Raw genomic sequence first — 13,085 nt, 5'->3', positions numbered from 1 at the left:
TCAAAGAATCAGCGTCTGCTCAGCCTTTGAGAAATACATGGTACACGAATCATACCAAGTATGGAAATCAGTAGTGCTATATAAAATATGCTCATTTTGATAACATGGCTGATAGTGGGGGAACAAGCGGTTCGATTGAAGGGAGTGGACAATATGCGCATGAAGGAAGACAGTATGGGTGCGACGGACGGAATTGCGGCAACCCTGCATGCGATCGGCGGCAAGTGGAAGCCGCTGATTTTGTTTATTTTGCTGAATCAGGGGACCAAGCGGTTTGGAGAACTGAGACGTCTGCTTCCTAAGGTTACACAGGGGATGCTGACCAGCCAGCTGCGGGAATTGGAGGCAGATGGGCTTATCGAACGTCAGATTTATCCGGAAATTCCTCCAAAGGTCGAATACTCCCTCTCCGCGCATGGACGAACCCTTGGCTCAGTTCTGACGGATATGTGCGGTTGGGGCTATGATCATCTGGATTTCATACAATCCAATCCGCCAGCGAAAGACAATAAATCGTAATTATTTTCAATAAGAATCTTTCGTCCGCTTTTTGCTCAAATCAGGATCGAGTCCAATAAGAACCTTTTGTCCCCTCACCTGGAAAGAGGAACAAGAGGTTATTTGTTTTTCATCCGTATCAGCGGGAAGTACGGCGCACGAAAGGACAATCTTGAACGCTGGCTGGGCTTGCGAAAGGAAATCGTTCAGCATGCCTAATGACTTAAGTATTCCTGGCATATAATAACGGTAGAACCATACGCGATGATTACAAATCCCTGAAAAAGTTTACAAAGCAATGATAGTCCATTAATACGGCTATGAATATGGCGGTGTATCATTAATGATTAATGACTTGGATGAGGGGTTTATATATGACAGGTGACCAAATTTCACAATTCGAGAAGAAAATTATTATTCGGACGATTGAGCGCGAGGATTTTGGGAAAATCATTGAGCTGCAAAATATTTGTTTTCCAGGTATGTCTCCATGGAAGCTTGACCAGCTGGAAAGCCACAAGAAAATATTCCCTGAGGGCCAGCTGTGCGTGGAACTGGATGGCGAAATTATCGGATCCTGCTCAAGCCTGATCGTCAATTTCGATGACTATCTGGAGCAGCACACCTACTCTGAAATTACCGATAACGGCTATATTCGCAACCATAACCCGCGCGGCGAAAGCTTGTACGGGATGGAGGTTATGGTCCATCCGAGTTTCCGCCGCATGAAGATTGGCCGCCGTCTCTACGAAGCCCGAAAGCAGCTTGCAGAGCAGCTGAATCTGAAAAGTATTATTGTCGGCGGACGCATTCCCGGTTATCATAATTATAGTGATCAAATGTCGCCAAGAGCCTATGCGGAAGAAGTGCTGCAGCAAAATATTTATGATCCGGTGCTGACCTTCCAAATGATGAACGGCTTTACGCTGAAGCGGATTATTACGAATTATCTATCGGATGACGAGGATTCGATGAATTACGCCGCTTTGCTGGAATGGAATAATATTGATTACAAACCGAGCGCCAACAAAATCCACTACAAGCTGTCGTTTCCCGTCCGTATCTGCGTCATTCAATATATGATGAAGAAGATCGACTCTTTCGACGAGTTCGCTACGCAGTGCGAGCATTATGTGGACGTCGCTTCCGACTACAAGTCGGATTTTGCCGTATTTCCGGAAAATTTCACCATGCAACTGCTATCCTTTCTTGAAGAGCGGTCCCCGAGCCTGGCTATCCGCAAGCTCAGCACCTACACGGAGCAGTATGTGGAGCTGTTCTCGGAGCTTGCCGTGAAATATAATGTGAATATTATAGGCGGCTCGCACTTCATCGAACAGAATAACCGGATTTATACGGTTGCCCATTTGTTCCGCCGGGATGGAACGATCGCCCAGCAGTATAAGCTTCATATATCGCCCAATGAGCGCAGATGGTGGGGCATCAACGGCGGTTCCGTTCTGGAAGTGTTCGATACGGACTGCGGGAAAATATCGATCCAGCTGAGCAGCGATATTGAGTACCCGGAAATATCGCGCATCGTCGCCGAAGAAGGGGCGCAGATTATTTTTGTTCCCTTCTGCGCGGAAGACCGGCAAACCTTTCTGCGGGTCAAATACTGTGCCCAGGCGCGCGCGATTGAGAATCAGGTCTTCACTGTCACCTCAGGCACGGTGGGCAACCTGACCCATGTCGATAATGTCGATATTCAGTATGCGCAGTCCGGTGTATATACGCCGGCAGATTTCTCATTCCCGCCGGATGGCATTGCGGGTGAATGCAGCGAAAACACGGAAACGGTCATTATGGCCGAGGTAGATATGGAAACATTGCAGCGTTTTCGCAAATCCAAGGATGTACTGACGTTCAGGGACCGCCGTACAGATATTTATTCCTTGCAGATTCGTTCCTGAAGCTACGGAGGTGGACATGGAGAACCTGACAATCGCAGCCGTTCAGTATGATCTGACAGATATCCAATCTGAGGAACAATTCTGGACGGGACTGCAAGCAAAAATTACACATGCCGCCCTGCAAGGCGCCGACATGATTATTTTTCCCGAGTATGTAACCGCCCATCTGCTGGGCATTGTACCGGAACTTACGCATCTGGAAGCATGCGAATATCTGGACTCCTTCACCGAGAAATATGTGGAGTTTTTTCAAGGTTTAAGCCGGGAGCAGCAAATCGTCATTCTCGGAGGCACGCATATATGCCGGGAGGAGGAAGGGTTCGTCAATAAGGCGTTCATCTTCTTCCCGGATGGTCGGATTGAAATGCAGGATAAGCTGCATCTGACCCCGGAGGAGCAGAATCGCTGGCCGCTGCTCAAAGGCGAGGAGCTGGTAGTGTTCGAGACCGATTGGGGCAAGGCGGCTATTCTGATTTGCTACGATATTGAATTTCCCGAGCTGTCCCGGATTGCAGCCGAAAGAGGTGCGGATTTGATCCTTTGCCCATCCTACACAGACAATGCCTTCGGCTACTACCGCGTTCGTCACTGCTGCCAGGCGCGGGCGGTTGAGAATCAGCTCTTCGTTGCGTTAAGCGGCATCGTGGGTGTGCTCACGGAGGGACGCCCCCAGATTGATACGGGATTTTCCCAGGCGGGTTTGTTCACGCCCTGTGATTTTCCCTTCACGGAAGAAGGCGTTGCTGCGATCGGGGAAATGAATCAGGATTCCGTCGTGCTGGCCAATGCCGATTTTGCCAAGCTGCGCGATAACCGGATTCGCGGTGCGGTCGCTCCTTATCAGGACCGCAGGCCGGAGCTTTATGCGGAGCTCAGAAAGGGACATGCGGTAAGCACGATACCACTGACCTCAGGTTGAAAATAGAACCTCTATAACAAAAAGAAACGGCCCTTCCGACCGTTTCTTTTTGTTTCCTTACAGGGTAACCGGGATATGCGAATCGCCAACTGTGAGAATTATCGATCGTTTTGTTGAAGCCAAAACGGAAATACAGGTTTATAATAGGAATAGATAGGCGATTGATCCAAAGTACGATTCTAATTCTGGGAGGCGTTCACGCATGTTGAAGCGAAGGATAGGCCGTTTGGGTTATGAAGGATCTGTGGTCATGTTTGGTGCCGCGAGCTTGGGGAATGTCACACAGGAAGAGGCGGATGAGTCGATTTCGTTTGCACGGGCGCATGGCGTCAATCATTTTGACACGGCGGCAAGCTATGGCGATGCGGAGCTAAGGATGGGACCAATCATCAGCGGCATCCGCAGCGATATTTTCCTTGCCACGAAAACCGGCGAGCGCACGAAGGCCAAAGCGAAGGAAGAGATCTATCGTTCAATGGAGCGTATGAAGGTGGATTCCGTCGATCTGCTTCAGCTGCATGCTGTCGGCACGATTGAGGAGCTGGACCGCTGCACGGAAAAGGGAGGCGCACTTGAAGCCGCTCTGGAAGCCAAGGATGAAGGCATTGTAAAAAATATCGGAATTACAGGTCACGGACATCAGGCGCCTGCTACTCATTTGGAAGCGCTTAGAAGGTTCCCGTTCGCAACGGTTCTGCTTCCGCTTAATTATTATATGTATTCTTTGCCGGAGTACCGCGCAGATTTTGACGCTCTGATGGAAGAGGCGGGCAAACAGGATGCAGCCGTCCGTGTGATCAAAGCTGTTGCGAAGGCTCCTTGGGGCGAAAATCAGAAGCGCAATTATGCGACCTGGTATGAGCCTTTCGACCAGCAGGAGGTTATCGATGCCTGCGTGCATTTTGTGCTCTCTTTTCCCGGTATTGCGGGATTTGCCAGTGCAGGTGACATTCATCTGTTCCCCAAAATCGTTGATGCCGTAGAGCGCTTTGGCTCCATGAACGATGAAGAGGCAGCACGGATTCTTAGTGCCATCAGCGGTTATACCTCTGTGTTCGAGTCGCCGACATCAATTGCTTAAAGCGTAGAACATGGGGATGAGAATGGAAGACGAGAGGAGAAAGAGCATGCCGCAGCAGAAATTGGAGGCCTTGAAGGCCAAGCTTCGCGAGATGGAAAGTGTCGTGGTCGCTTTCTCCGGCGGAGTGGACAGTACGTTCCTGCTCAAGGTAGCACTGGATGAGCTGGGTGCGGACAACGTTCTGGCGGTTACGGCCGATTCGGAGACATACCCTTCCTCGGAGCTGCTTGAAGCGAAGAAGCTCGCCGAGCAGATGGGTGCTCCGCATCAGGTGATCGAGACCTCGGAGCTTGAAATACCCGGATACAGCGAGAATACTGCGAACCGCTGTTATTTTTGCAAGAAGAGTTTATTTGAGCACTTAATGCCGATTCTGGCTGAGAAGGGTTATAAAAATATGGTGTTCGGCCTGATTGCGGATGATATGAGCGAACACCGGCCCGGCGTCAAAGCAGCACAGGAGCATGGGGTCAGAGGACCGCTTGCCGAAGTGAATCTCTATAAAGAAGAGATCAGAGCCCTGTCCAAGGATCTTGACCTGGATACCTGGGATAAGCCATCCTTTGCCTGCCTGTCCTCCCGGATTGCATACGGGGAAATGATTACGCAGGCGAAGCTGACGAAGATCGACAAAGCGGAGGCTTTTATCAAATCGCTGGGCATTCGTCAGGTCCGGGTGCGGACGCATGGGGAAATCGCCAGAATTGAAGTGGAGACGGCGCAAATGCCGATTGTGGTCAGCCACTTCGAGCAGATCGCAACAACGCTGAAATCATATGGTTACGGCTATGTCACACTGGATCTGGTCGGCTACCGCAGCGGAAGCATGAATCAGGCGCTGAAGGTAGGAGCAGGGGCGGAGTAACCGCACGGGTAACTGGTTTTGGATCAAATTGGGGCCGGGATCATCCTGGCAGGAGGATAAAATGGACAGCAAGAATCAATTCGAAGACCTTGGTTTCAGCAAGGTGGATTACGCCAGAGAAGAAAGAACGGGCTTTCCCGAGGTGATATTCGGCAAAGGCAAAACCGTCGACCAGGTGCGCCAAATCGTGGAGCGTTTGATGAATGCCCACGGCAAGGCGCTGGTAACCTTGGCTACGGAAGAAATGGCGCTTGCCGTGCAGGAAGATTTTCCGGAGGCCGTATATAATCCGACATCCCGCCTGATTGCATTGGGGGAGCCTTCTGTGCGTTTCGCAGGGAAGGTTCTTGTACTCTGTGCAGGCACGTCCGATCTGCCTGTGGCCGAGGAGGCGGCAGGCACAGCCCGGTGGATGGGCTGCGAGGTGGAGAAAATTTATGACGTGGGCGTTGCCGGCATTGACCGTCTGCTTGCCTATCGCGACAAGCTTCAGGAAGCCAATGTGCTGATTGTGGTGGCAGGCATGGAGGGCGCCCTTGCAAGCGTCGTTGGCGGTATGGTCCGTCGACCGGTCGTCGCCGTTCCAACCTCCGTGGGGTACGGGGCTCATTTTCAGGGGCTAACCCCGCTGTTGTCGATGCTGACCTCCTGCGCGGCGGGAGTCACCGTGGTCAATATTGATAACGGCTTCGGAGCAGGCTATCAGGCTGCTATTATTCAGCAATTGGTGACGGAGGCGGGAGCACGGTGAAGGTACTTTACTTGGATTGCATCTCCGGTATTGCTGGAGATATGGCGCTGGCGGCATTAATTGACCTGGGTGCGGATCTCTCCTATATTGAAAGCCATCTAAAGGCGCTTCCGATTGATCCGTTCAGCATCGCCGTCGATCCCGTTATTAAAAAGGGGATTTCGGCGAAAAAGCTGCGTCTGCATATTGGCGGGTACAGCCATGACGAGGGCCACAGTCACATACATAGGCACGATGACGGGCACAGCCATAGTCATGCACACAGCCATGATGATGGCCACACTCATAGTCACGCGCATATTCATGATGACAACCACAGCCACAGCCACGCGCATACGCACGATGACGGCCACAGCCACAGCCACGCGCATACGCACGATGACGGCCACAGCCATGCCCATACGCACGATGACAGCTACAGTCATGCCCATACACACGATGACGGCCATAGCCATAGTCATGCCCATACGCACGATGACGGCCATAGCCACAGCCACGCGCATACGCACGATGACGGCCATAGCCATAGTCACGCGCATACGCACGATGACGGCCACAGCCATACACATAGCCATGAGCATACTCACGATGACGGCCACAGCCATACACATAGCCATGAGCATACTCATGGCGGGGACCATGAACACCATCACCGCAAAGCGTCCGATATTCTGCGGATGATCGCGGAGAGCGGACTGCCCGGGCGGGTGAAGCAGCGCAGTACGGCCATTTTTCAAACCATAGCCAAGGCAGAAGGAAAGATCCATGGGATGAGCCCGGAAGAGGTGCATTTTCATGAGGTGGGGGCCATGGACTCCATTATCGATACGATCGGCGTATGTCTGGCGATGGAGAATTTGGGAATCGAAGAAATCTATGCGTCCCCTGTTCCAACAGGTCATGGAAAACTCAAAATGGCGCATGGGCTGTATCCGATACCTGCCCCGGCCACAGCGGAAATACTGATCGGGATTCCGATCGCCAAGCTGGATGCGGCCGGCGAACTGACAACGCCAACCGGCGCAGGAATTCTGAAGGCGCTTGCCAAGGGCTTCGGCGATATACCGGCACTGACCATTGAGAGGATCGGCTACGGCGCAGGCACCAAAGAATTTGCCCATCCCAATGTGATCCGGGCGCTGCTGATGGAGCAGGCAGGCACGGATGAAGAGGATTCGGTCATGGTGATGGAAGCCCAATTGGATGATATGACCGGCGAAGCGCTTGGTTACACGATGGAGAGGCTGTTCGAGGCCGGAGCGGTTGACGTATTTTTTACCCCGGTATATATGAAGAAGAACCGTCCGGCCACTTTGGTTACTGTACTGGCACCGGATGCCGCTGTGCCGCGCTGTGAGGATGTGCTGCTGCTCGAGACCACTACGCTTGGCGTACGGAGAACGAAGTGGACGAGACGGATTCTGAAGCGGGAGATGGCTTTGGTCGCCACCGCCTATGGTCCTGTAAGGATCAAGCTGGCTATACGGGAGGGCCGCGTATTCCGCTTTTCTCCCGAGTATGAGGATGTTGCAAAAGCGGCACGCGAGAATGGGCTGCCATTTCAGGACATGTACAAGCTGGCCGTATCAGCAGGAGATGAATATGTCTCCAACCATTCAGTCTGACAGATAGAGAAACATCGCAGCCGTCCCGAAACGGCTGCGATGTTTTTTGAACGTATAGCTTTAATATTATCCCGCGGCTATCATTTCCCAGAGGGACTCAGTGTGGAACCAGCTTTGCTGCCAGAGGATGATAGAGAGGAGTTGAAGCAGTGAAGAATCAGATTCAGGAAAATCCCGGGCGTGTCTCGTTTGGAACACGCATCATCGCATTTTTATGGGATTATGTCCTCATTCTGGGATATATCGTCCTGCTTGTCGGATTATCTTTTCCTGCAAAACCGCTGCTGGCTCCGCTTTTTCAGACCAGCGCTGCGACGGCGGAGCTCACCGGATTTCTATTGATTACACTGCCTGTCTATCTTTATTTCGCCCTATGCGAAGGCTCCAAATCGCATGCGACATGGGGAAAACGCAAAATGGGGATCGTGGTGGCAGGCATGCGCGGTCAACCCGTCGGCTATGGGCACTCGTTCCGCCGTTCCGCCATTAAATTCATCCCGTGGGAGCTGGCTCACTTTACGATTTGGCATATGATTATACCTTCGGGGTATCCCGACATCTTAATTTATTGCTTATTGGCAGTGGTCTACGGATTGGTGTTCCTTTACCTGCTAAGCCCTTTATGGAGCAAACAAAATCAAACGCTGTATGACGCCATCTCCGGAACCGTAATCAGGTACAAGGGATAGGATTTTATCGGATCTGCTCCAGCCGGCCTCTTTGGAATGTCAAAGACTGCTTACTCGCAAACAAGCAGATGCCTGGAAAATAAACCCTTTCTGGCGATGCAGCGGTCTGTAATGGTAAAGCCGGCGTTCCCGATCATTTCGTCGATGGCTTCGATGGAGACGACGACGACTCTTTTTGCAATGCGCCTGGCATGAAGGAGAAGCGAGAACTGCTCCTCCGGTGTGATTTTCGAGTAAAGATTATAGGGCATATCAACAATGGCGGCATCGTAGGTTTCGGAAATATCGGCAATATCCCCCCGTGTAACCACGCCCTCCAGTCCAAAAAAAGCGAGATTCTCCCGTGCACCGCGGGCGATAAAATGATTGATATCCCTGCCAACCATGTCGATTCCCATAGACAGAGCCTCGACAAGAACCGTTCCGATCCCGCAGCAGGGGTCGATGGCCCTGATTCCTTCAGGGCGGGGAACGGCAATATTAACAGCCGCCCGCGCCACCCGGGTGCTCAGTGCAATGGAATAGCTGCGCGGCTTCTTCATATGATGCAGCCAGAGAGCCGTATTCTTGTGATAGCTGCCAAAATACCACCGCCCGCCGAAGGCAACGATGCCGTATAGAAGATCTGGCCTGTTTATATCCGCTTCCCCTTCGATATGCATGCCGATCTCCCGCTCAATGACGCGCCGATCGGCATACTCCACCTTGTCCCCGGGAGCCAGATCATTGGTTTTGACGAATATCGCCTTGAAGGTTGCACTCCCCAGATCGAGTTGCTCGACCTGCTCATAAATATCGGCAAGCTTGTCCCCTTCATACATGACATCGATGCGTTCTTTAATAAAAGGGCTGCGGCTGACATCGACAAGAATATCTGTTTTGAAAAGATTCGCCTGCGTCTCCATACCAAACAAGGAGCGCAGTTCCAATTGACATAAAGAAATTTCATCCTCGCGGCAGGCATACGTATAGATATACGCAGGCATCCGGTTCGTGTTATCCAATCTGTTCCCATCCTCTGTCGCATGAATATCCGGTTTGTACGGTTCATCGATTATTGTTTTTCGGCTCTCTCGCGATAGCGCGTATAAATCTCTTTAATATTTTTGCCGGTAATTTCGATATTGTGCTCATAGGCATATTTCATGGCATAACCAAGCGCGAGCGTCATCGCTCCGGCAACACTTGCGCCAGCGATGGAGCCGGCGCCCGGAAACAGCTTAAGCACCTGGCGGAAAATGCTTTTGCCGATATTGCCGACAATGGTCGTCAGCACGATTTCCTTGGCGGTTTCCTTGGACAGGGGTTTGTTATAAAGGGCGGCAAGCTTGGTCAACAGGCCAATCTGGATTGCGGTAATCGGGATGATATCCGAGCCGGGAACCGGCAGCGCGCCTGCGGCGCCGGCTGATGTTGCCGCACCGATAATCCAGGTATGGGCGGTTGCAGCCTTTTCTTTAATGCTTTTGGCGAACAGAATATCCTTGCTCTTTTTTTTTAGAATCTCCAGAATCTTGTTCCGCAGGAGATCGATGTTTTCACCCGTACGGGATGATATCGGCACGACCTCATATTTCTCGCCGGTTTCCTTGCGCACCCGCTTGACAAGCCGGTCGATTTCGTCGGCAGCATCAATTTTATTGAGAACCACCAGTATATTTTTGTTGATTTTCTCTATCTGGAGGAAGGACTCCTTCTCCGATTCGGAGAAGACGGTGCCGGCGGCATTCAGGAAGAATAACACGACATCGGCGTTTTTGAAATATTTCAGCGTTTCCTCGGAATTTTTGTGATTGATATCGTTCAAGCCGGGCGTATCGACAAAATAAATCTTGTCCGTGTATGCGTGAGGCTTGATTTCCGTGGTTTCGCCAGGCTCTGCGCCGACTCCCGCCACTTCCTCGCCGATCAGTTTGTTGATCGTGGAAGACTTGCCCGCATTGACATCGCCAATCAAGGCAAAAAGAATCTCCTGCTCCAGCTGCTTGTTGATCGCTGCGATTTCCTTATCGTAGGCCTCTGCTGCCGCCTTTTTGATTTCATCTTCCCACTGCTTGCTGGTGATATCCATTAGGGGCCGCCCCTTTCGTCTATTCGTATGTAGTAAGTATAACCTATTTACACGTCGAGCGGGCTATGCCAAACAGGGTGGTAAGTCGCTGCTCCCACGGGTTATCCGCATGTCATGGAACTTTATCCCTCCACGCGTTTTGCGTCAGCTCAGTCAGGTCCGGCTTTCTCTGCCGCCGCAGCTTGTATATAATGGAAGTATATCTTCCAAACGGCTGGTAAAGGAGAATGAGCATGCAAAGAGCAGTTATTATTCTCAACCCCGCTGCAGGCAAATCCACGATGGTGAATCAAATCGGCATTATTTCAGATAAGCTTAAGCAGCGCTATGAAGAGGTTGTCGTTTATACAACGGAGGCTGCGGGTGACGGCGCTGCATATATCGGGAAGCATGCCAGCGAATTTGATCTGATAATTGGCGCGGGGGGAGACGGGACGGTCCATGAGCTCATCAATGCGCTGTGTCCCCTGGAGCGGCGGCCATTGTTTGCTATTTTGCCCGGGGGCACATGCAATGATTTCTCCAGGGCGATTGGAATGAATCAGGACCCTCTGCTCGCGGTGGAGCAGATTCTGGCCAATCAGGTGAAGCAGGTGGATGTGGGCAAATCCGGCAGCCGCTATTTCCTCAACTTTTGGGGAATCGGACTGATTACGCTGGTATCGAACAACGTGGACTCGGACAAGAAGGAACGGTTCGGCAAGCTTTCCTATTATATTTCCGCGGCGCAGTCAATCACGGGGTTCGAGCCCTTCTCCCTGAAAATCAAAAGTGCGGATTTCGATTATGACGCTACGGCCTGCTTGCTCGTCATCGGCAACGGCGCTTTCACCGGGGGAATGCGGACCTTCTTTCCGGAAACTGATCTGGAGGATGGAAAGTTCGATGTTCTGATCATCAAGGAAACCTCTATGGAGCTGGCCTGGAAGGCCATTGCGCTGAAGCTGACCAATGAAATGCCCGAGGGCGGCGCCATCCGTTACTTCAAGACCGGCAAGCTTTCCATCGAGGCATCCCCCGGACAGGAAATCGATTGCGACGGCGAGATTGGCGATCGGACACCAGACGAGCTGGAGAATTTGAAGCAGTATTTGTCCGTGCTGGTGGGTGACTTCCCGGGGCTTAGAAATTAAGTCTGCGCTGTGTTACAATGGCAGCATTCAAGACAACTAAGGAGATGACAATGCGATGAGCGAAGAAGTCAATGAGCAGGAGCTTGTACAGTACATAGCCGATCAGGTAAAAGTCAATGCAGCCAGCATTAAGCTGGTATTGAAGCATGAACAGACCTTCATCAACGGTTCCAAGGAAAACGCCAAAGGCGAAGTCGAGGTCGACAGCGACGAGCTTGTGGATTATGTGCTCAGCCGTCCTGATATCAAGCTGGACGAGCCGACCGTGGAATCCATTCTGGAGGCCGAAATGGATTTTCTGATGGAGAAGGGGATCGCGGGCTACGAGGATTAGAGGAGAATGATGATCATCCTGACTGTACTTATTATCATTATCGGACTGATTCTGCTGGGTTATCTGTTTCTGAAGCTTAATCCGGCCTTTGGCGGACGGGCGTCGGGTGAAACTCTGGAGATGTACAAGCAATCGGGCAATTACGCCAAAGGCAGGTTCATGAATGCCACGCCGACCTCGATGGCGATGGATCCCAAGACTTTAATCAGTATATTGAGAGATTATATGCGGACCAATACGAACCGGAAGCCTGCCAGACCGATTGGGACCGTGACGTCGGCTGTGCCGTACGCAGAGCTCCCTGATCAGACCGTTGTCAGATGGTTCGGCCATTCCGCGCTCATGCTGGAGCTGGAAGGGAAGACGCTGCTGATTGACCCCATGTTCGGCAAAGCCCCTATGCCGGTGCAGATATTCGGAAACAGACGCTTTAGCAGGAGCGTTCCGCTTGAGCTTGCGCAGCTGCCCTTCATCGACGCGGTGCTGATTTCCCACGATCATTACGATCACCTGGATTACGGCTCGATCAAGAGAATCAAGGACCGTGTGAAGCAGTTCATTGTCCCCTTGGGCGTGGGGCCGCATCTGGAGAGGTGGGGCGTGGACAAAGCGAAGATCCAGGAGCATGACTGGTGGAGCGAATTTCAATATGAAGGGCTTCAGCTGGCATGCACGCCGGCCAGGCATTTCTCCGGCAGGGGGCTTGGCGACCGTGAGGCCACATTATGGTGCTCCTGGGTCATTAAAGGCCGGAATGTCAGCGTCTTTTTTAGCGGAGACAGCGGGTATGGGGATCATTTTCAAGCGATTGGACAGAAATACGGCCCCTTCGACTTAACCTTCATGGAGTGCGGGCAATACGATCGGCGATGGGCAGGCATCCATATGCTGCCGGAGGAGTCCGTGCAAGCCCATCTGGATGTAAGGGGCAATCTGATGATCCCGATCCATTGGGGAGCATTCACCTTGGCCATGCATGAATGGACCGATCCCATCGAGAGGGTGTCCAAAGCCGCCAGAGAAAACAAAGTAGCGCTGGCTGCCCCGCAGATCGGACAGACGCTGGTTCTCGGAGCACCCGACTATCCGACTTCTCCCTGGTGGAGGTCGGTATAAAGTAAATTCCCCTATTTGGTCAAGCAAAACCGAATGGGGATTTTTGTCATATTTGTATCGTTTGATCAACTCTCAAAAATGACAAGCCAT

At 51.8% G+C, this 13,085-nt stretch carries 13 protein-coding genes; 11 read left to right on the top strand and 2 right to left on the bottom strand.

All coding sequences use genetic code 11. From position 1 onward, the window contains the following. Positions 1-153: 153 nt before the first annotated feature. From AC0YOA_RS24835 to AC0YOA_RS24800, 8 genes are all read left to right on the top strand, one after another. On the top strand, positions 154-519 hold the full coding sequence (locus AC0YOA_RS24835) for a winged helix-turn-helix transcriptional regulator (RefSeq protein ID WP_475788911.1): 366 nt from the start codon (positions 154-156) through the stop codon (positions 517-519). Between the two features lie 353 nt (positions 520-872). After that, positions 873-2,411, top strand: a complete 1,539-nt coding sequence (locus AC0YOA_RS24830) for a GNAT family N-acetyltransferase (protein ID WP_210039186.1) — start codon at positions 873-875, stop codon at positions 2,409-2,411. A gap of 16 nt (positions 2,412-2,427) precedes the next feature. Continuing rightward, positions 2,428-3,330 (top strand): carbon-nitrogen hydrolase family protein, encoded by a 903-nt coding sequence (locus tag AC0YOA_RS24825; RefSeq protein ID WP_210039185.1) that lies wholly within the window; start codon positions 2,428-2,430, stop codon positions 3,328-3,330. 202 nt (positions 3,331-3,532) lie between these two features. Then, positions 3,533-4,411: an aldo/keto reductase gene (locus AC0YOA_RS24820; protein WP_210039184.1), complete on the top strand. Its 879-nt coding sequence runs from the start codon at positions 3,533-3,535 to the stop codon at positions 4,409-4,411. Positions 4,412-4,457: 46 nt separating this feature from the next. Beyond that, the gene (gene larE, locus AC0YOA_RS24815) at positions 4,458-5,276 is read left to right on the top strand and encodes an ATP-dependent sacrificial sulfur transferase LarE (protein ID WP_210039183.1); all 819 of its coding nucleotides are present in this window, start codon (positions 4,458-4,460) and stop codon (positions 5,274-5,276) included. Positions 5,277-5,337: 61 nt separating this feature from the next. Then, the gene (gene larB / locus AC0YOA_RS24810; protein ID WP_475788910.1) at positions 5,338-6,027 is read left to right on the top strand and encodes a nickel pincer cofactor biosynthesis protein LarB; all 690 of its coding nucleotides are present in this window, start codon (positions 5,338-5,340) and stop codon (positions 6,025-6,027) included. Next, a complete protein-coding gene (gene larC, locus AC0YOA_RS24805; RefSeq protein ID WP_475788909.1) occupies positions 6,024-7,652 on the top strand; it encodes a nickel pincer cofactor biosynthesis protein LarC in 1,629 nt (542 codons plus the stop codon). The genes larB and larC overlap by 4 nt, the downstream gene beginning before the upstream one ends. 149 nt (positions 7,653-7,801) lie before the next feature. Continuing rightward, on the top strand, positions 7,802-8,341 hold the full coding sequence (locus AC0YOA_RS24800) for an RDD family protein (RefSeq protein ID WP_475788908.1): 540 nt from the start codon (positions 7,802-7,804) through the stop codon (positions 8,339-8,341). Between the two features lie 50 nt (positions 8,342-8,391). Here the strand turns inward: AC0YOA_RS24800 and AC0YOA_RS24795 are convergent, their stop codons facing one another. Together AC0YOA_RS24795 and AC0YOA_RS24790 are read right to left on the bottom strand one after the other, a co-directional pair. After that, the gene (locus AC0YOA_RS24795; protein ID WP_475788907.1) at positions 8,392-9,345 is read right to left on the bottom strand and encodes a TRM11 family SAM-dependent methyltransferase; all 954 of its coding nucleotides are present in this window, start codon (positions 9,343-9,345) and stop codon (positions 8,392-8,394) included. Positions 9,346-9,395: 50 nt separating this feature from the next. Then, positions 9,396-10,412: a GTPase gene (locus AC0YOA_RS24790; protein WP_210039179.1), complete on the bottom strand. Its 1,017-nt coding sequence runs from the start codon at positions 10,410-10,412 to the stop codon at positions 9,396-9,398. Positions 10,413-10,645: 233 nt separating this feature from the next. On the opposite strand from AC0YOA_RS24790, the gene AC0YOA_RS24785 reads away from it, so the two are divergent. The 3 genes from AC0YOA_RS24785 to AC0YOA_RS24775 are packed head-to-tail and all read left to right on the top strand — an operon-like array spanning position 10,646 to position 12,995. Next, complete coding sequence (locus AC0YOA_RS24785; protein WP_475788906.1) at positions 10,646-11,545, top strand: diacylglycerol/lipid kinase family protein; 900 nt, start codon at positions 10,646-10,648, stop codon at positions 11,543-11,545. Between the two features lie 55 nt (positions 11,546-11,600). Next, positions 11,601-11,879 carry a hypothetical protein gene (locus AC0YOA_RS24780; protein ID WP_475788905.1) on the top strand — a complete coding sequence of 93 codons (279 nt, stop codon included), beginning with the start codon at positions 11,601-11,603 and terminating at the stop codon, positions 11,877-11,879. Between the two features lie 6 nt (positions 11,880-11,885). Further along, the gene (locus tag AC0YOA_RS24775) at positions 11,886-12,995 is read left to right on the top strand and encodes an MBL fold metallo-hydrolase (RefSeq protein WP_475788904.1); all 1,110 of its coding nucleotides are present in this window, start codon (positions 11,886-11,888) and stop codon (positions 12,993-12,995) included. Positions 12,996-13,085 lie beyond the last annotated feature (90 nt).

This window comes from Paenibacillus sp. JT22N12, assembly GCF_056269365.1.
The sequence above is the reverse complement of the archived record's forward strand: the minus strand, read 5'-3'. Positions and strand labels throughout refer to the sequence as shown.